The sequence below is a fragment of the Alteriqipengyuania triglochinis genome, assembly GCF_054655655.1.
The window spans coordinates 589364-606172 of record NZ_BAAHNC010000001.1; the positions used below are offsets into that span (position 1 = coordinate 589364).

At 65.3% G+C, this 16809-nt stretch carries 20 protein-coding genes; 15 read left to right on the top strand and 5 right to left on the bottom strand.

What is annotated here, in order from left to right; genetic code table 11:
• The first annotated feature begins 145 nt into the window (after positions 1-145).
• A complete protein-coding gene (locus ACYQ0L_RS02970; protein WP_459787430.1) occupies positions 146-2584 on the top strand; it encodes a putative bifunctional diguanylate cyclase/phosphodiesterase in 2439 nt (812 codons plus the stop codon).
• Between the two features lie 3 nt (positions 2585-2587).
• On the opposite strand, the gene cobS is transcribed toward ACYQ0L_RS02970, so the two are convergent.
• Positions 2588-3574, bottom strand: coding sequence for a cobaltochelatase subunit CobS (gene cobS, locus ACYQ0L_RS02975; RefSeq protein ID WP_459787431.1), 987 nt, complete (start codon positions 3572-3574; stop codon positions 2588-2590).
• 94 nt (positions 3575-3668) lie between these two features.
• Here cobS and ACYQ0L_RS02980 point away from each other — a divergent pair, with 94 nt between their 5' ends.
• Entirely contained in the window at positions 3669-4523 is an 855-nt protein-coding gene (locus ACYQ0L_RS02980) for an oxygenase MpaB family protein (protein WP_459787432.1), read from the top strand.
• A 5-nt stretch (positions 4524-4528) separates the two neighbouring features.
• Here the strand turns inward: ACYQ0L_RS02980 and ACYQ0L_RS02985 are convergent, their stop codons facing one another.
• Positions 4529-5191, bottom strand: coding sequence for a winged helix-turn-helix transcriptional regulator (locus tag ACYQ0L_RS02985; RefSeq protein ID WP_459787433.1), 663 nt, complete (start codon positions 5189-5191; stop codon positions 4529-4531).
• Positions 5192-5260: 69 nt separating this feature from the next.
• Between ACYQ0L_RS02985 and ACYQ0L_RS02990 the strand changes: the two genes are divergently transcribed.
• Genes ACYQ0L_RS02990 through ACYQ0L_RS03010 form a run of 5 tightly spaced genes read left to right on the top strand, consistent with a single transcriptional unit; the run spans position 5261 to position 8225 of the window.
• Entirely contained in the window at positions 5261-5695 is a 435-nt protein-coding gene (locus tag ACYQ0L_RS02990; protein ID WP_459787434.1) for a VOC family protein, read from the top strand.
• A gap of 12 nt (positions 5696-5707) precedes the next feature.
• On the top strand, positions 5708-6391 hold the full coding sequence (locus ACYQ0L_RS02995; protein WP_459787435.1) for a glutathione S-transferase family protein: 684 nt from the start codon (positions 5708-5710) through the stop codon (positions 6389-6391).
• A gap of 2 nt (positions 6392-6393) precedes the next feature.
• Entirely contained in the window at positions 6394-6747 is a 354-nt protein-coding gene (locus tag ACYQ0L_RS03000) for a DUF1428 domain-containing protein (protein WP_459787436.1), read from the top strand.
• A 10-nt stretch (positions 6748-6757) separates the two neighbouring features.
• Complete coding sequence (locus ACYQ0L_RS03005) at positions 6758-7561, top strand: VOC family protein (protein ID WP_459787437.1); 804 nt, start codon at positions 6758-6760, stop codon at positions 7559-7561.
• Between the two features lie 19 nt (positions 7562-7580).
• Complete coding sequence (locus ACYQ0L_RS03010) at positions 7581-8225, top strand: glutathione S-transferase family protein (RefSeq protein ID WP_459787438.1); 645 nt, start codon at positions 7581-7583, stop codon at positions 8223-8225.
• Positions 8226-8238: 13 nt separating this feature from the next.
• Here the strand turns inward: ACYQ0L_RS03010 and ACYQ0L_RS03015 are convergent, their stop codons facing one another.
• The gene (locus ACYQ0L_RS03015) at positions 8239-8832 is read right to left on the bottom strand and encodes a J domain-containing protein (RefSeq protein WP_459787439.1); all 594 of its coding nucleotides are present in this window, start codon (positions 8830-8832) and stop codon (positions 8239-8241) included.
• Positions 8833-8885: 53 nt separating this feature from the next.
• Between ACYQ0L_RS03015 and ACYQ0L_RS03020 the strand changes: the two genes are divergently transcribed.
• From ACYQ0L_RS03020 to ACYQ0L_RS03040, 5 genes are read left to right on the top strand one after another with little or no spacing between them, the layout of a single operon-like run.
• Positions 8886-9164 (top strand): BolA family protein, encoded by a 279-nt coding sequence (locus tag ACYQ0L_RS03020; RefSeq protein WP_459787440.1) that lies wholly within the window; start codon positions 8886-8888, stop codon positions 9162-9164.
• A 5-nt stretch (positions 9165-9169) separates the two neighbouring features.
• A complete protein-coding gene (locus tag ACYQ0L_RS03025) occupies positions 9170-9877 on the top strand; it encodes a glutathione S-transferase (RefSeq protein ID WP_459787441.1) in 708 nt (235 codons plus the stop codon).
• Positions 9874-10767, top strand: coding sequence for a pirin family protein (locus ACYQ0L_RS03030; protein WP_459787442.1), 894 nt, complete (start codon positions 9874-9876; stop codon positions 10765-10767). Before ACYQ0L_RS03025 ends, ACYQ0L_RS03030 begins: the two co-directional genes overlap by 4 nt.
• 10 nt (positions 10768-10777) lie before the next feature.
• Positions 10778-11599, top strand: a complete 822-nt coding sequence (locus ACYQ0L_RS03035) for an SDR family NAD(P)-dependent oxidoreductase (RefSeq protein ID WP_459787443.1) — start codon at positions 10778-10780, stop codon at positions 11597-11599.
• Positions 11596-12507: an alpha/beta fold hydrolase gene (locus ACYQ0L_RS03040; protein ID WP_459787444.1), complete on the top strand. Its 912-nt coding sequence runs from the start codon at positions 11596-11598 to the stop codon at positions 12505-12507. The genes ACYQ0L_RS03035 and ACYQ0L_RS03040 overlap by 4 nt, the downstream gene beginning before the upstream one ends.
• A gap of 30 nt (positions 12508-12537) precedes the next feature.
• Here ACYQ0L_RS03040 and ACYQ0L_RS03045 read toward each other — a convergent pair whose 3' ends face one another.
• The gene (locus tag ACYQ0L_RS03045) at positions 12538-13602 is read right to left on the bottom strand and encodes a DUF2332 domain-containing protein (protein WP_459787445.1); all 1065 of its coding nucleotides are present in this window, start codon (positions 13600-13602) and stop codon (positions 12538-12540) included.
• 47 nt (positions 13603-13649) lie between these two features.
• Here ACYQ0L_RS03045 and hisG point away from each other — a divergent pair, with 47 nt between their 5' ends.
• Genes hisG through nusB form a run of 3 tightly spaced genes read left to right on the top strand, consistent with a single transcriptional unit; the run spans position 13650 to position 16059 of the window.
• Positions 13650-14321 (top strand): ATP phosphoribosyltransferase, encoded by a 672-nt coding sequence (hisG, locus tag ACYQ0L_RS03050; RefSeq protein WP_459787446.1) that lies wholly within the window; start codon positions 13650-13652, stop codon positions 14319-14321.
• Positions 14321-15610 carry a histidinol dehydrogenase gene (gene hisD, locus ACYQ0L_RS03055; protein ID WP_459787447.1) on the top strand — a complete coding sequence of 430 codons (1290 nt, stop codon included), beginning with the start codon at positions 14321-14323 and terminating at the stop codon, positions 15608-15610. Before hisG ends, hisD begins: the two co-directional genes overlap by 1 nt.
• The gene (nusB, locus tag ACYQ0L_RS03060; RefSeq protein ID WP_459787448.1) at positions 15610-16059 is read left to right on the top strand and encodes a transcription antitermination factor NusB; all 450 of its coding nucleotides are present in this window, start codon (positions 15610-15612) and stop codon (positions 16057-16059) included. The genes hisD and nusB overlap by 1 nt, the downstream gene beginning before the upstream one ends.
• Here the strand turns inward: nusB and ACYQ0L_RS03065 are convergent.
• Positions 16056-16808: a hypothetical protein gene (locus ACYQ0L_RS03065; protein ID WP_459787449.1), complete on the bottom strand. Its 753-nt coding sequence runs from the start codon at positions 16806-16808 to the stop codon at positions 16056-16058. The genes nusB and ACYQ0L_RS03065 overlap by 4 nt on opposite strands.
• Position 16809 lies beyond the last annotated feature (1 nt).

Below are 16809 nucleotides of genomic sequence, written 5' to 3' on the forward strand. Positions count from 1 at the left end.
CAATGCCCTACTCCAAGCCCTGCGGGAGCGCCAGCCGAAGCGTGCGCTCCAAGCACAGACAATAATAGGCTGGGGTTGGAAAGAAGGCATTTACCAATTTTTCCTATGACACCACTTGCCACATGGACGCCAATACCATCCCGAGATGAGCAAACTCGCCCATAACCCTCTCCTGCGACGGGGTGGCTTACTGTACAAGCTGCTCTACCTACGGTTGGTCGACCACCAGCCGGAGAGCAAGGATCGCGAGTGGTGGGCGCGCTGCCGCATCGAGCATGTCTGCACGACGCCCTACTTCATTTACGACATCGTGCGCACCGGCGTCGCGGCGATTATCTTCTTGTCCTTCATGCCGTTGTTCTTCGTCGCCGCAATGGCGGTGACCGGGCTCGCAATCGCCGCCGGACAGATTGCGGTCGATCTGCGCGTCAAAACCCAGAAGCGTCCGCATAGCGAGACCTTTGCGAAGGTGAAGCGCCTGGTCATCCTTCGCAGTCTGCACTGGGCCCTGTTCAGCGGCATCGCACTCTACTGCGCCACGCCGGACCTGCTGGTTGCGCTGGTCCCGATGGCGGTCATGATGATGTGGATCGAGGCGATCGCGCTGATCGCAGTGCCCGGACGCGCGATGGCGAATGCCGCGATCAATGCGCTGGCCATCGCGATCCCGCTGACCCTTTCGGGAAGCGATGCGGCGTTCGGTGGCGCATTGGTGAGCATTGCCAGTTTCTTCGGCCTGCACTGGCTGGTCTTCAACCTGAACTACATGTTCGCCACCCGGCGCCTGCGCACCCGCAACCTGTCCGATGCCAACGACACGATCCAGCTCCTGCTCAACCAATACGACGAGGACGGCAGCGACTGGCTGTTCGAATGCACCGAGGAGGGGTACATCCTGCGTCCCAGCAGGCGGTTTTGCGAAGCCGCCGGGCGGACCGCCCGGCAGCTCGAAGGGATGCAGCTGCTCGACCTGTTCTATGATTCGCCTGAACGGGACGAACTGCGCAAGATGGGCGGCCAGGACGAGAATTTCCGTCGGTTGGTGGTACCCCTGCAGGTCCGCCAGCAGCAGCGCTGGTGGTCGATCTCGGCACGCAAGGTCACCTCGATCGACGGGACGCGTCGCTATTGGCGCGGCTTCGTGGCGGATGTTACGCGAGCTCGGGAGGCGGAGGCCAAGGTCTCCTACATGGCGCATTACGATGTGCTGACCGGCCTGCCGAACCGCGCGCTGTTCAACAACCGGCTGGCCCATGCCTTCGAGCGGCGCGGGAAAGACCAGATGGTTGCAGTGCTCGGGATCGACCTCGATCACTTCAAGGACATCAATGATACGTTCGGCCACGCCGGGGGCGATGCCGCCCTTCGCGAAGCGGCGCGGCGGCTTGAAAGGTCCGTTCCGAAAGGCGCGGTGGTCGCCAGGCTGGGCGGCGACGAATTCGCCGTCCTGATCGAACGCCCCGCGTCGCGGGAAACCGCGATCGCCTGCGCGCATGCGATCGTCGACGCGGTCGGCCAGCCGATCGAGCTGCGCGGGCAGCGCGCCGCCCTCGGCGCGAGCGTGGGCGTCGCCTTTGCGCCCCATCACGGTACGCGCAGCGAGGATGTTATCCTCGCTGCCGATCTCGCGCTGTATGACGCGAAGGCGAGCGGTCGGAACGCCGCCAGCGTCTTCGACCGGCAGATGCAGCAGCGGGTGCAGGAAAGGCGCCAGCTCGAAATCGACCTGCGCGACGCCCTGGCCAATGGCGAGCTGGAGCTGCACTACCAGCCGCTGGTCGACACCCAGAGCGGCGAGCCGGTGGGTTACGAGGCGCTACTTCGCTGGACCCACCCGGAACGCGGACCGATCGCCCCGGACGTTTTTGTGCCGATTGCAGAAGAAAGCGGCCTGATCGTCCAGATCGGCAGCTGGGTCCTGCGCGAGGCATTGCACGAGGCATCGCGCTGGCCATCGCATCTGTCCGTCTCGGTCAATCTTTCACCCGTGCAGACGACCGATTGCGGGCTCTATGGCGCCATCGTCCACGCCCTTGCGACCAGCGGCGTCGATCCCAAGCGGCTGGAGCTGGAGATTACCGAAAGCGTCCTTCTGCGCGAGAGCGAGGAGACGGCAGCCCTGCTGCACAAGGTCCGCGCGCTGGGCGTGCGCATCGCGCTCGACGATTTCGGGATGGGTTATTCCTCGCTCAACTACCTGCGCGCCTTCCCCTTCGACAAGATCAAGATCGACCGCTGCTTCGTGGCCGACATGACCCAGCGGGAGGAGAACGAGACGATCGTGCAGGCGGTAATCGCGCTCGCCGCGCGGCTCAACATGAAGACCACCGCAGAAGGCATCGAAACCGCCGAGCAGCTGGCGATGATCCGTGCCACCGAATGCGATCAGGTACAGGGTTTCTACTTCAGTGGCGCAGTGCCGGCGGACGAATTGCAGCACACTTGCAGCCTGCCCGTCAGCGAGGGAGCGAAGATCACCCGGCTACGTTCGGGCACACCCGGCGCGTCCGAAGATCAGGCCACGGGGGTAACACGCTCGGGAAAAAGCGCACCCGACAGGGCCATCCGTCGGCGCCTCGGCTAGGCGTCAGGCCGACGCCACCACGCTTTCGGGCAGTTCGGTCCCGAACACGCGCTGGTAGTATTCGGCCACCAGCATCCGTTCCGCCTCGTCGCACTTGTTGAGGAAAGTGACGCGGAAGGCGAAGCCGATATCCTTGAAGATCGCGGTGTTCTGCGCCCAGCTGATCACGGTCCGCGGGCTCATCACGGTCGAGATGTCGCCGTTCATGAAGCCCTGACGGCTGAGGTCCGCTACCTTCACCATGTCGGCGATGGTCGCCTTTTCGATCTCGGGCACCTTGGCCGCAACGATCGTCTGCTCGGTCTCGGCGGGCAGGTAGTTGAGGCCGACGACCACGTTCCAGCGGTCCATCTGGCCCTGGTTGATCTGCTGCGTGCCATGATACAGCCCGCTGGTATCGCCCAGGCCCACGGTGTTCGCGGTGGCAAACAGGCGGAAGCCCGGGTTGGGACGGATCACGCGGTTCTGGTCGAGCAGGGTGAGCTTGCCCTCCGCCTCCAGCACGCGCTGGATCACGAACATCACATCGGGCCGGCCCGCGTCATATTCGTCGAACACCAGCGCGACCGGGTGCTGAAGCGCCCACGGCAGCAAGCCTTCGCGGAATTCGGTGACCTGCAGCCCGTCACGCAGCACGATGGCATCGCGTCCGACAAGGTCGATCCGGCTGATATGCGCGTCGAGGTTGATGCGCACGCACGGCCAGTTCAGCCGCGCGGCAACCTGTTCGATATGAGTCGACTTGCCGGTACCGTGATAGCCCTGCACCATAACCCGGCGGTTGAAAGCGAAGCCTGCGAGAATCGCCATCGTCGTGTCCGGATCGAACACGTAGGTCTCGTCGACATCGGGCACGCGGTCGTCCGCCTTGCTGAAGGCGGGTACCTGCCAGTCGATATCGACGCCGAAGGTCTCTCGCACGTCGACCTTGGTGTCGGGTGCGCCAAGAATGGTGTTGTCGGTGGGGTTGAATGTCTTTTCGTCGCTCATCGCCCGCCGACCTATAGGTGTTGCGCGACGCCCGCAAGCGGGCTTTGGGCCGTGGATTTCCAATCGCCGCCCGCGCGCTATAATCGAATCCGCCATGGCCCCACCCGCTCCCCGCCCCGATCCGCTGGATCCCTTGCGCAATGCGATCCTGCGGCAGGTCCGCGCCGCCTTCAACCAGGGCAAGGTGCCACAGAACCACGTGCCGCCGTCGGACGAAGCGCTGTTCGTGAAGGACAGCCCGGTCCGGATGGTCCACGCCGATGTCATGGGGATGATGATCGGCGGCATCCGGGGGCTCTTCCTCCAGATGCTTCATCCGGCCGCGCTTCAGGGCGTGCTCGACTATTCGAACTTCCGCGAGGATGCGCAGGGGCGCTTCCACCGCACCGCGCAGTTCATTTCCGTGACGAGCTTCGGCCACCGCGACCGCGCGCAGGAGGCGATTGCCAGGGTCAACCAGATACACCGCAAGATTACCGGCACGCTGCCCGATGGCACGCCCTACTCGGCAGGCGACCCGCGCACGCTGGCGTGGGTTCATATCGCCGAAGCGTCCAGTTTCCTGGAGGGATATCTGCGCCATGCCCGGCCCGACATGCCGCGCGCCGAACAGGACGAATACTACGCCCAGATGGCGGTGATCGGACGCGCACTTCACGCCGATCCGGTACCGGAAAGCGTGGCCGAAGCGCAGGCGATTATGCGCGAATTCCGGCACGAACTGACGACCTCGCGCGAAGCTCGCGAAATCGCGCAATTCGTCCTCGCGATCCGGCCACGCGGCTTCCCAGCCCCGCTCCAGCAGGCGATTGCGGCGGAAGCGGTGCTGATGCTGCCGCCGTTTGCGCGTTCGATGCTGGGGCTCAGCCGCCCCGGCCTCACCGCGCTGCCCGCGCGCGCCACCAGCTGGGGCCTCGGCAAGACATTACGCTGGGCGATGCGGCAGTAGCCCGCTCAGCGTGGCAGGTGGAACAGATCGATGAAGCGTTCCGCCACCTTTGCATCGCCTTCGATACTCGCGCCAACCGCGCTTGCCGGCTGCTTGCCATAGAAGACCGCCGCCAGATGGGCGGCTTCGGCGGCAGTGAAGAGGCAGTCCGCGCCGTCCGGCTCGCCCCGCTCTATCGGTAGGTCGCCATTGGCAAGCCGCGCGACGAAGCTGTCCTCGCCGATGCTGAAACAGATGGTCGCGGACCAGTCGCCCGCCCTCGCCCGGTCGATCATCGTGCGCAGCGAGATCATGAAAGAGACTGCAGAAAGCGGTAGCGTAGGATCGTGCAGCGGCGAGGTCGCAGCCCAGCGGCCCAGCTCCTGGATGATCGTCTCTGCGGAATAGCCCCACTCGGTCAGTTCGTAGACCTGCGATGCGGCGGGCGGCGGCAACTTGTGGCGAGTCAGCACGCCCGCATCGGCCAGCGTCGCCAGCCGCTCGGTCAGCACCTTCGCGCTGATCCCCGGCAGCGTCGCGCGCAGGTCCGAGAATCGCCGCGGCCCCAGCAGCAGCTCGCGAATGATCAGCAGCGACCAGCGTTCACCCACCAGTTCCAGTGCAAATGCCGTCCCACAGGCGTCGTCATACCAGCGACCATGCACCTTAGTTTCTTTTTGTAACTTCATTGTTGCCTTATGTAATCTCAGGGCGCATTGTTTTCAACATCGAGTCGGGGCGCAGGAGAGGGCAGCACCATGGCCAGGATGATTTTCGTGAACCTGCCCGTCACCGACGTGCCGGAATCGACCGCGTTCTATGAAGCGCTGGGGTTCGAGAAAAACCGGCAATTGAGCAACGAACAGGCATCGGCGATGGTCTGGTCCGAAGCGATCTTCGTGATGCTTCTCGACCATGCGTTCTATGCGACCTTCACCGACAAGACGATCATCGACGCGAAGATCACCAGCGGCGCGCTGCTGTGCTTGACCTTCGACGACAAGGCTGCGGTCGATGCGATCCATGCCGCTGCGCGCGCCGCCGGTGGCGCGGAGCCCCGCCCGATCAAGGACCAGGGCTTCATGTACGGCGGCGCTTTCGAGGATCCCGACGGGCACACCTGGGAAACCGTCTGGATGGCCCCGGCAGCCGCCAGCGACGGCCCGCCCGCCGAAGCCGAAATCGACGCCTGAGGAGACGGCACCATGACGATGATCGGTCCCGACGCCGCGATCGAAATCACCGGCTACCAGTGGGTCCCGCCGTTTGCGCGCGGTTTCGTGCGCGACCTGCGCCCGCGCTGGGCGTGCGAGGAAGCGGACATCCCCTATCGCGAGCGGCTCGCCGATGTGACCGACAAGCCGGACTGGCTGCTCGAAGCGCAACCCTGGGGCCAGGTCCCGGTGCTGCGCGAGGGCGACATCGTGCTGTTCGAAAGCGGGGCGACACTCCTGCACCTGGGCGAGAAGAGCGAAACGCTGCTGCCCAGCGATCCGCAGCAGAATGCCGAAGCGATCTCGTGGCTGTTCGGTGCGTTCAACTCGGTCGAGCCGTGGCTGTTCGAATGGACCAATGTCACGACTTTCGCTCGCGACGAGGAATGGGCCAGGCTCCGTCGTCCGGGCCTGGAGGAGTTCATCGCCAAGCGCCTTGCCCCGCTCGAACAGCGGCTGCGCACGCAGGACTGGCTGGGCGACGCCTTCTCCATCGCCGATATCGCCATGGTCACCGTGCTGCGCGCGATCGGCGGCAGTCAACTGCTTGCCGATCATCCTGCAACGCAGGCCTACGTCGCGCGCGGCGAAGCCCGCCCGGCATTCCAGCAAGCGATGGCCGACCAGCTCGCCGCCTTTGACCGGCACGAACCGCCAAAACCACAGGGAGAGTAAGAATGTACGTGAACGGATTCGTCCTCGCCGTGCCGGAAGGCAACAAGGCCGCCTATGTCGACGTCGCCAGGAAGTTCTGGCCGCTGGCCAAGGAGTTCGGCGCGCTGAGCCAGATCGAGTGCTGGGAAGCCGATGTGCAGGACGGCCACACCACCGATTTCCGCCGCGCGACCAGGGCCGAAGATGGCGAGAAGATCGTCTTCAGCTGGGTCACCTGGCCCGATCAGGCAACCGCCAAGGCCGCGGAAAAGAAGATGATGGAAGACCCGCGGATGGCAGAGTTCGGCGAGATGCCGTTCGACGGCAAGCGCATGATTTTCGGCGGGTTCGAGCCGATCGTCGAAGAACACGCCTGAGGAGGCCGTCATGTCCGAAGATTGCGGAAGCTTCATCTGGTACGAACTGATGACCGACGATCCGACAGGTGCGCGCGAATTCTATCGCGCGGTCGTCGGCTGGGAGATCGAGGCCGAAGGGCAGGCAATGCCGACGGGCGGCACCTATCGCATGATCGTCCGATCGGACGGCGGCTTTGCCGGCGGGGTGCTCGAAATCACCCCCGACATGAAGGCGGGCGGCGCGGCCCCGGGCTGGCTCGGCTATATCCATCACCCTGATGTCGATAGTGCCGTATCGGCGCTGAAGGACGCGGGCGGCGCGGTCCACATGCCCCCGATGGACATGCCCGGTGTAGGGCGAATGGCGATGGTCGCCGATCCGCAGGGCGCGGTCTTCTACGTCATGAGCCCTACCCCGCCCGCCGACGATCCCGAGGCGAAAAGCGACGCGTTCTCCGTCGATCACGCGCAGCACATGCGCTGGAACGAGCTGTGGACCACGGACCAGGACGCCGCCGTCGCCCTCTATGCCGAGATCTTCGGGTGGGTGCAGGAGGGCGCGATGCCGATGGGCGAGATGGGCGACGATTACCGCTTCATCGAGAACGATGGTGTGGGCCTCGGCGCGATCGGCAAAGCTGAGGCCGAGGGCGAAGGATCGCGCTGGCAGTACTTTGCAGGAGTCGACAATATCGACCGCGCCTGCGCGGCCGTGATTGAGAACGGCGGCAAATTGCTCGGCGACCCGCAGCAGATTCCCGGCGGCGAATATACGGTCTATGCCAAAGATCCGCAGGGCGCGACCATCGGTTTGGTCGGGCCCAGAAACTGAGGGACGCGAGGGACTGAGGATGGCCGACTACACATTCTACACCAACCCGGCGAGCCGTGGGCAGATCGCGCGCTGGGCGTTGCACGAAGCGGGCGCGGATTATGAGCAGGTGCTGGTAGAATATGGGCCCGATCAACCCGAGGCCTTCGTGAAGGCCAATCCGATGCGCAAGTTCCCAACGCTCGTGCATCACCACGGCGGCCATGACCACGTGGTGACCGAAGCCGCGGCCATCTGCCACTATCTCGCCGAAATGCACCCCGACGCCGGGCTGCTCCCCGACGCGCACGAGAAGGCGGATTACTTCCGCTACCTGTTCTTCGCGGCGGGGCCGGTCGAGCAGGCGGTGGTCGCGAACAGCATGGGGTGGAGCGCGGGTGATGATGCACAGAAGCAGGGCATGCTCGGCTACGGCAGTTTCGACCGCACGGTTGACGCGTTCGAAGTCATGCTGACCGGGCGCGACTATGTGTGCGGCGATCGGTTCACGATGGCGGACGTCTATGTCGGCTCGCACGTCGACTGGGGCATGCAGTTCGGATCGCTGCCGAAGCGCGACGTGTTCGAAGCCTATGCCGACAGGCTGAAGGAGCGGGACGCGTACAAGGCCGCCAAGCAGATCGACGCCGACCTCATCGCACAAGGCCATGCCACGGCGGGGTGAACGGGCCGGGCCTCTAGGCGATCGCCGCGCTTTTCCTGAGCAGCTGGTACGCCTCCACCACGCGGCCCAGACGCGCCTCGTGCGTGCGGTCGCCCCCGTTGCGATCGGGGTGGTAGCGGCGCACGAGCTCGGAATAGCGCTGGCGCAGCCGCTTGCGGTCGGTCGCCTCCCCGAGGCCGAGCGTTTCGAGCGCGCGCGCCTCTTCCTTCGAGAAGCGCCCCTCCATCGCCATGCGTGCCTCACGTTCGGCGCGGCTTCGGATGCCGCCCGCGCGCGCGGAAATCGCATCGAGCGGATCGCTGAAATCGGCCCAGCGGGGCATGCCGTCAACACCGCCGGTGGGGCGAAACGCCGGACTTTCGGTCTGCCAGCCGGCGGCAGGGGATTGCGCGCGCAGGATCTCGTCCGCGCTCATTCCGTCGAACCAGTCGTAACCGGCATTGAACTCGCGTATGTGATCGAGACAGAACCAGCGCCACTCCCCCGGCCCGTCGAAGCTATTGCCGTAGGCGCCGGGTGCGCGAAATTCCCCGGGCTCGTCGCAGGCGGGGTGGGAACATAGTCTGCCATTCGCTTCATAGCGTCCATGGAACCGGGTCTGTCGCATAAGCCTTTAGGATGGGCAGCCGGTTCGAAAATTGCAAAGGGATCGAAGACCAGATGGCGGAAACAGTAGCCGAAGAGATGGAGCGGCGCTTGCGCAAGGCATTCTCGCCGACGCAGCTCGAGATCATGAACGACAGCGCGAAGCATCGCGGCCACACGGGCGACGACGGCACCGGCGAATCGCATTTCACCATTGTGATCGAAGCGCCCGCCTTCACCGACAAATCGCGGCTCGAACGCCAGCGTATGGTCAATGGCGCGCTCGGCGACATCCCCGGCGAGCGGGTCCACGCGCTGGCCATCAAGGCCACCGCACCGGCGACACCGGGGTGAGCGCGATGGCATACGACCTCTGGTACTGGCCGGGCGCTCCCGGCCGCGGCGAGTTCGTGCGCGTCGCGCTGGAAGCGGCAGGCGTGAGCTACCGCGACCGCGCGCGCGAAGACGGCGTCGATGCGCTGGTCGACGATCTGGACGGGCGCACGGGAATCCGTCCTTTCGCCCCACCCTATATCGTCGATGGCGACAACTGCATCGCCCAGGTCGCGCATATCGTGACCTGGCTGGCGGGCCGGCACGGCTTCGGGACGGAGGATGAGCAAGCCAATCTTGAGCTCATCATGCTGCAGCTGACGATCACCGACATCGTGGCCGAAACCCACGATGTGCATCACCCGATCGCCGACGGGCTCTATTACGAAGACCAGAAGGATGCGGCCAGCCGCGTGGCGGAAGACTTCCGCGAAAAGCGCATTCCCAAGTTCTTCCGCTATTTCGAAGACGCCCTCTCTGCCAGTGACGGGCCGTTCGTGCTGGGCGAGAAATGGAGCCATGTGGACACCTCGCTGTTCCAGCTGGTCGAAGGGCTGCGCTACGCCTTTCCCAAGCGCATGAAGGCCATCGAAGGCGACTACCCCAAGCTGATCGCGTGCCGCGATGCGGTGGTGCAGCTCGACGGGATAAAGGCCTATCTTGCCTCGGACCGCCGGATGGCGTTCAACGAAGATGGCATCTTTCGCCATTACCCGGAGCTCGACGCAGCATGATCGCAGGACCTATCGAGGCGACCATTACGCCCACCAACCACGATCTGGGCGATTTCGAGGTCCGTCGCGCGTTGCCTTCGAAGCACCGCAGGATGGTCGGCCCCTTCATCTTCGTCGACGAATTCGGCCCGGCCCACCTGCCGGCCGGCGGCGGCATGGATGTGCGCCCACACCCGCATATCAACCTCGCCACGGTCACCTGGCTGTTCGAGGGGGCGATCGACCATCGCGACAGCATCGGCACCTTTTCCACCATCCGCCCCGGCACGGTGAACCTGATGACGGCCGGCAGCGGGATCGTCCATTCCGAACGCTCGCCAGAGAGCGAGCGGACCGGCGGCCCACGCATGTTCGGCATGCAGACCTGGCTCGCCCTGCCCGACGGCAAGGAAGAGATCGCCCCCGCTTTCGAGGCGATCGATGATCTGCCGGTGGTCGAGGATGGCGGGGCACGCGCCATCGTCATCATGGGCGAATTGTGGGGCGCGCGTGCCGCGACCACCACCTATGCCGACACGATCTATGCCGAGATCGTGCTCGCCCCGGGCGGCCAGCTGCCGATCGATGCCGAAGCGGACGAACGTGCACTGATGGTGGTCGACGGCGAGGCGACGCTCGATGGCGAGGAACTGCCTCGCTACAGCCTGATGGTCGTCAGGCCCGGCGATGCCCCCGCTCTCAAATCGGAGAAAGGCGCACGGGTCATGCTGATGGGCGGGGAGAGCTTTAAGACCGAGCGCCATGTCTTCTGGAACTTCGTCAGTTCGGATCGTGAGCGGATCAACCAGGCGAAAAAGGACTGGAAGGCGGGGAATTTCCCTAAGGTGCCGGGTGACGAAGAGGAATGGATTCCCCTGCCCGAGAAGCCCAAGACCGTGACCTATCCGTGATCGGCGCGCGATGAGCAGCATTTTCACGGGCAAGGTCGCGTGGATCACCGGCGCATCGTCGGGAATCGGCGCGGCGCTGGCGCGCAAGCTTTCGGCCGAGGGGGCGCACATCATCCTTTCCGGGCGTGACGAAGCGCGGCTGCAGGGTGTGGCCGCTGCTCTCGGCACCGAAACGCTTACCCTCCCCTTCGATGTGACCGACGAGGCAGCGATGCATGCCGCGACTGAACGGGCAACGGCGTGGCGCGGCGGGGTTGACATCTTCGTCGCCAATGCCGGGATTTCCCAGCGCAGCGCGGCAGTCGATACCGATATGGAGGTTTATCGGCGGATCATCGCGGTCGACCTCACCGCGCAGATTGCCGCCGCGCAGGCCCTGCTGCCGCACATGGCGGCACGCGGCAGCGGGCGGTTTGTCTTCATATCATCGGTCGCGGGGAAGATCGGGATTCCGCTGCGTACCGCCTATTGCGCGGCCAAGCACGGGCTGGTCGGTTACGCCGACGCCCTGCGCGCGGAACTCTCCCAATCGGGCATTGCAGTGCATGTCGCGTGCCCTGGATCGGTCGCCACCGACGTCAGCCGCAACGCCCTGACCGCCGATGGCAGTGCCCGCGGGCGCAGCGACAGCGTGATCGACAATGGCATGCCGCCCGACGAGGCGGCGCAGATCATCCTCGACGGCATGACCACCGGCGAGCGCGAGATCATCGTCGCACGCGGCGGAGAAAGCAGCTGGGGCGAACAGCGCCGCACGCCCGACGCCCTGTTCGATCAGGTGGCGCAGCGGGTTGCCGACGGATACATGGAACGGATCGTGGGGGAGCAATGAACATGGAACAGACGCGCGTCACACTGGCGAACGGGATCGAGCTGGACGTGGTCGACGAAGGGCCGCGCGATGCGCCTGCCCTGATCTTCCTCCATGGTTTTCCCGAAAGCCACCGGACCTGGCGCCACCAGATACCCCATTTTTCGGATCGCTACCGCTGCATCGCGCCCGACCAGCGCGGCTATCGCGGATCGTCGAAACCGCAGGAGGTCGAGGCCTATACGCCCGACAAGCTGATCGGCGACATCTTCCTGCTGGCTGCCGCACTGGATATCGACGACTTCACGATCGTCGGCCACGACTGGGGTGGTGCGATTGCCTGGGGCGTCGCGCTTGCCGGCCAGAGAGGCGCCGGCACGGGCCGGGTCAGCCGGTGCATCATCGCCAATGCGCCCCACCCGGCGATTTTCCAGAAGCTGCTGTTCCTCGACCCGCACCAGCGCGAGAGCAGCCAGTATATTCGCGGTTTCCGCAATACGGACAACGACGGTCTGGTGCGCGACAAGGGCCTCGTCGGGATTCTGCTGCAGGAGGTCAAATGGGACCGTTCCTCTGCGATGGAAGACGAAGAGCGCGCCAGTCTGCTGGAGGACTGGCAGGATCGCGACGCCGCCTTCGGCATGCTCAACTGGTATCGCGCCAGCCCGATGATCGTCCCGCCGATGGACGCGCCTTTCGAGATTCCGAAAACCTACTCTGCGCGGTCCCTGCCCAATCTGACCATTCCCACACTGGTCGTCTGGGCGATGGACGATATCGCTTTGCCGCCGGGAAACATGGTGGGAATGGAAGACATCATCGACGATCTGACGATCGAGCAGGTCTCCGGCTGCGGGCATTTCGTCCCGTGGGAGGCACCCCACAAGTTTAACGCCGCAGTCGATGCCTTTCTGGCGCGAACGGCCTGAGAGCAGATTATCGGCAACCCGCCCGGTTGCCTAACCCAGCCACTCCACCCATTCGCCGTGCGGGTGCGCGACCGCGAGCAGCCTGGGCTCTTCGCCGTCGGGCCAGAAGCGCGCGTGAAGTTCGTGGCGGAAGGTTTCGCGATTGGTTTCCAGCGTCAGCCAGGCGAGCGGGCGATCCGGGGTAGCAGCCTTTCCCGCCGCCGCCATCGCCTGCGTGATCGCCGCCTGTTCGGCTGCGGGAATATATTGCCATACGATCGTGTGGAACAGCACGCGCGTGGTGCCTTCGTCCTGCGGCCGGGCTAGCGCCCCCTCGACCCACGGACCTGCACGCTCGCGGTCGATTTCCGGCGGCATGCGTTCGGCCATCGCGGCTGCGGTATCGAGGCGCGCCATGCGCTGGCGCGCTTCGGGCCAGACGTAGCTCTTTAACTTCAGCACCGCATCCGCATCGGACAGATCGACCGGCTTCATATCGCAGCCGCGTGCATCGATAATCTGCGGATCGCTCGCCGGCGGCGCATCGCCCTTCCACTCGGGGTGGATCGCCATGCGACTGCCCGACGGCCCGATCGACACCGAATCGAGTTCGAATCGATAGCGGCCCATCATCGTGTTGATCCCGGCGCTTGCCCCGATCTCCAGCATTTCGAAGCGCGGCTGCACACGCTCGGCCAGCCAGCAAAGACCGGCCATGATGCTTGCCGAACGCCCCGCCTCGTTGGTCTGGGGTGGCCCGTCGAGCCACGGCATCAGCACCGCGTCATATCGCTCCACGGTTTCACGCACCAGCGCATCGACCTGCCCCTGGTCACTGATCCGGCCCGCATAGATATCGGCGAGACGCGGCTCCTCGCCGCTCAGCAGGAGATAGTGCAGGCCGCCCGCAACCCGCAGCGGCATCGCATCTGCCAGGCTGAGCCCATGCCAGCCGAATATGCGCCGGGCGGTGGCCGCATGGCTGTTTTCCAGCGCCAAGAGCCCGCGGATCAGCCGCGCCGTGCCGGGGGCACCCGCCTCCGCTGCATGGTCCGCTTGCCACGCGATTGCCTCGGGGATCGAGACGATGTCCATCACAGCCGCTTTATCCGTCATGCTTCGTGCAATTGCCCTTTCGTGCCGTGCGTCCTATCTGGCGCTCCATGCCGCAAAGCGAACTCACATTTGCCGTGCCCAAGGGGCGGCTTCTCGACGATGCCCTGCCCGTCATGGAACGCGCGGGCGTGGTGCCCGAGCCTGGCTTCCACGACAAGGGCAACCGTGCCCTGTGCTTCGCCACGACCCGCGAGGACCTGCGCCTGATCCGCGTGCGCGCGTTCGACGTGGCGACCTTCGTCGCGCACGGTGCGGCGCAGATCGGCATCGTCGGATCCGACGTGATCGAGGAGTTCGACTATTCGGACCTTTATGCGCCGGTCGACCTCGACATCGGGCACTGCCACCTTGCGGTAGCGCAGGAAGTCGGCGAGGCGGGCGACGCCGCGCTGGGCAGCCACGTGCGCGTCGCGACGAAGTATCCCAACATCACCCGCCGCTATTACGAGCGGCAGGGCGTGCAGGCCGAATGCGTCAAGCTCAACGGTGCGATGGAGCTCGCCCCCTCGCTGGGCCTCGCCCGCCGCATCGTCGACCTCGTCTCCACCGGGCGCACTCTCAAGCAAAACGGCCTCGTCGAAACCACGCGCATCCTTGACATCACCGCGCGCCTGATCGTCAACCGCGCCGCCCTCAAGACCGACAGCCGCGTGGCCGAACTGGTTGAGACCTTCCGCCGCGAGGCGGAAGCGCGCGCAAATACGAAGGCTGCCGCCTGATGCAGATCCTCGACGCCAGCGCCCCCGAATTCGCCGAACAGTTCGACCGTGTAGTCAATGCCCGGCGCGAAAGCGCGGACGATGTGACCCGCGACGTCACCGATATTCTAGCCAAGGTGAAGGCGCACGGCGACCGGGCCCTGGCCGAGCTGACGATCAAGCATGACGGGCACCACTTCGCCAGCGACGATGACTGGAGCGTCCCGGCGGCGCAGTGCGAGCAGGCCTATAAAGCTCTCGATGCCGAGCTGCGCGATGCGCTAAACCTCGCGGCAGATCGCATCCGCGCCTATCACGAAGCGCAAAAGCCCTCGCAGCGTGACTATACCGACGATGCCGGCGTGCGCCTCGGCCACCGCTGGACGCCGGTCGACGCGGCGGGGATCTACGTTCCCGGCGGGCGGGCAGCCTACCCCTCCTCGCTGCTGATGAACGCCATCCCTGCGCGGGTCGCCGGGGTGGAACGGCTGGTCGCCGTGACGCCGACGCCCCGGGGCGAGATGAACCCGCTGGTCCTTGCGGCCGCGCACATCGCCGGGATCGACGAAATCTGGCGCGTCGGCGGGGCGCAGGCCGTGGGCGCACTGGCCTATGGCACCGAAAGAATCGCTCAGGTCGATGTGATCACCGGCCCCGGCAATGCCTGGGTTGCCGAAGCCAAGCGGCAGGTGTTCGGCACGGTCGGGATCGACATGATCGCCGGGCCGAGCGAGATTCTCGTCATCGCCGACGGGGACAATAATCCCGAATGGATCGCTGCCGACCTGCTCAGCCAGGCCGAGCATGATCCCAGCTCGCAAAGCATCCTCATCACCGACAGCGCCGATTTTGCCGCGCAGGTCGAAGACCAGGTCGATGTGCAGGCCGCCATGCTCTCCACCGGCAAGACGGCGCGCACCGCATGGGATGCGCATGGTGCGATCATCGTCGTGCCGAGGCTGGACGATGCCATGCCGCTCGCCAACCGGCTCGCCGCCGAGCATGTCGAACTCGCGGTCGCCGATCCCGAAGCGCTGTTCGCGCAGTTGCGCCATGCGGGCAGCGTGTTCCTTGGCCGGATGGTCCCCGAAGCCGTCGGCGATTATGTCGCCGGCCCGAACCACGTCTTGCCGACCGGCCGCCGCGCGCGTTTCGCCAGCGGCCTCTCGGTGCTCGATTTCATGAAGCGCACCAGCTTCATCGAAGCCGATGCGGATGCACTTTCCGCGATCGGCCCCGCCGCCATCGCCCTTGCCGAAGCCGAAGGGCTTCCGGCCCACGCCCAGTCCATCAGGTTGCGTCTCAAGTAATGTCCCATCAGCGTTCCACCGCACGTTCCGCCGCACGCCTCGCCGCCGTCCAGGCGCTCTATCAGCGCGACATGGAGGGCACGGCCCTGCCCAAGTTGCTCGACGAGTTCCACCAGCACCGGCTGGGCCGCGAGATCGAGGGCGATACCTATGCCGACGCCGAGGTGCCATTCTTCGACGACATCGTGCGCGGCGTGGATGCGCGGGCCGAGGAAATCGACCTGCTGCTGAGCGACAAGCTGGCCGAAGGCTGGAGTCTCAAGCGGCTCGACAAAACGATGCTGCAGGTACTTCGCTGCGGCTCCTACGAGCTGATCGCCCGGGTCGACATTCCCAAGGCTGCGATCATCAACGAATATGTCGACGTGGCGAAGGCCTTCTTCGACGACCGCGAAGCCAAGTTCGCCAACGGCGTGCTCGACGCCGTCGGCAAGTCGGCACGCCCCTAGGTAGACGCGTAGATATTGCAGGTGAGGTAGGTCATCCCCGGCTTCGCGCTGCTTTTGACCAGCTGCACGACGGTGTTCATCGCGTATGTGCCGATCTGTCGGCCGTCGACCTCGGGAATGCCGCTCGCGCTCCTGTTCGCCTCGGCGTCGTAGTCGATCGGCTTTGCCAATAGTTTCTGATCGCCATCGAGGTAGTATTGCTGGGAAAATGTCGCGACGGGCATCGCCTCGTCATGTTCCGGGTCGACCTCCGACAGCGTCCAGCCTGCCGATTCCAACTTGCTCACCAGCTCGGGCGTGTCCGCAAAATACAGCCGAATCTCGACCCCATCGTAGGGAATTGTTCCGGTCAGTGCCGCGCGCGCCGCCGAGTTGGCCCACAGGCCCCGCAGCGGCAGACCGTTCCAGTTCTGCTCCAGCGGCAGGAAGACGCCCGGTGACTGGTACGGATCGTCGGCCAGCTCCGCCGCGCGAATTGGCGCGCCGCCGCCTGGCAGTGTCGCACTGGCGGGCTTGGAGACAAGCATGCCGGAAGGCTCGCCGTCGCGCCCGGTATGCATCATCGCCTCGACCACTTTTGCCGCCTGCGGCGCAAGCTCGCACTTGTCGCGATCGCTGAACGCGAGCCAGGACGTGCTCGACAGCGCATCGGTCTGTTGCGCGTCGGGAGTGCCGCTTGCCTGTGGTCCATCGGGATCGGCTCGGGCATCGCCGCAGGCCGTCAGCAGCGACGCCAGCGCAACCATCATC

What these genes read in the sequence shown, in the direction of transcription:
- ACYQ0L_RS03065 (WP_459787449.1), bottom strand. Translation starts at nt 16,808, where the DNA reads ATGATGGTTGCGCTGGCGTCGCTGCTGACGGCCTGCGGCGATGCCCGA.
- ACYQ0L_RS03025 (WP_459787441.1), top strand. Translation starts at nt 9,170, where the DNA reads ATGGCATACGACCTCTGGTACTGGCCGGGCGCTCCCGGCCGCGGCGAG.
- ACYQ0L_RS02995 (WP_459787435.1), top strand. Translation starts at nt 5,708, where the DNA reads ATGACGATGATCGGTCCCGACGCCGCGATCGAAATCACCGGCTACCAG.
- hisD (WP_459787447.1), top strand. Translation starts at nt 14,321, where the DNA reads ATGCAGATCCTCGACGCCAGCGCCCCCGAATTCGCCGAACAGTTCGAC.
- ACYQ0L_RS03015 (WP_459787439.1), bottom strand. Translation starts at nt 8,832, where the DNA reads ATGCGACAGACCCGGTTCCATGGACGCTATGAAGCGAATGGCAGACTA.
- ACYQ0L_RS03040 (WP_459787444.1), top strand. Translation starts at nt 11,596, where the DNA reads ATGAACATGGAACAGACGCGCGTCACACTGGCGAACGGGATCGAGCTG.
- ACYQ0L_RS02970 (WP_459787430.1), top strand. Translation starts at nt 146, where the DNA reads ATGAGCAAACTCGCCCATAACCCTCTCCTGCGACGGGGTGGCTTACTG.
- ACYQ0L_RS02985 (WP_459787433.1), bottom strand. Translation starts at nt 5,191, where the DNA reads ATGAAGTTACAAAAAGAAACTAAGGTGCATGGTCGCTGGTATGACGAC.
- hisG (WP_459787446.1), top strand. Translation starts at nt 13,650, where the DNA reads ATGCCGCAAAGCGAACTCACATTTGCCGTGCCCAAGGGGCGGCTTCTC.
- nusB (WP_459787448.1), top strand. Translation starts at nt 15,610, where the DNA reads ATGTCCCATCAGCGTTCCACCGCACGTTCCGCCGCACGCCTCGCCGCC.
- ACYQ0L_RS03045 (WP_459787445.1), bottom strand. Translation starts at nt 13,602, where the DNA reads ATGACGGATAAAGCGGCTGTGATGGACATCGTCTCGATCCCCGAGGCA.
- ACYQ0L_RS03020 (WP_459787440.1), top strand. Translation starts at nt 8,886, where the DNA reads ATGGCGGAAACAGTAGCCGAAGAGATGGAGCGGCGCTTGCGCAAGGCA.
- ACYQ0L_RS03035 (WP_459787443.1), top strand. Translation starts at nt 10,778, where the DNA reads ATGAGCAGCATTTTCACGGGCAAGGTCGCGTGGATCACCGGCGCATCG.
- ACYQ0L_RS03010 (WP_459787438.1), top strand. Translation starts at nt 7,581, where the DNA reads ATGGCCGACTACACATTCTACACCAACCCGGCGAGCCGTGGGCAGATC.
- ACYQ0L_RS02980 (WP_459787432.1), top strand. Translation starts at nt 3,669, where the DNA reads ATGGCCCCACCCGCTCCCCGCCCCGATCCGCTGGATCCCTTGCGCAAT.
- ACYQ0L_RS03005 (WP_459787437.1), top strand. Translation starts at nt 6,758, where the DNA reads ATGTCCGAAGATTGCGGAAGCTTCATCTGGTACGAACTGATGACCGAC.
- ACYQ0L_RS03030 (WP_459787442.1), top strand. Translation starts at nt 9,874, where the DNA reads ATGATCGCAGGACCTATCGAGGCGACCATTACGCCCACCAACCACGAT.
- ACYQ0L_RS03000 (WP_459787436.1), top strand. Translation starts at nt 6,394, where the DNA reads ATGTACGTGAACGGATTCGTCCTCGCCGTGCCGGAAGGCAACAAGGCC.
- cobS (WP_459787431.1), bottom strand. Translation starts at nt 3,574, where the DNA reads ATGAGCGACGAAAAGACATTCAACCCCACCGACAACACCATTCTTGGC.
- ACYQ0L_RS02990 (WP_459787434.1), top strand. Translation starts at nt 5,261, where the DNA reads ATGGCCAGGATGATTTTCGTGAACCTGCCCGTCACCGACGTGCCGGAA.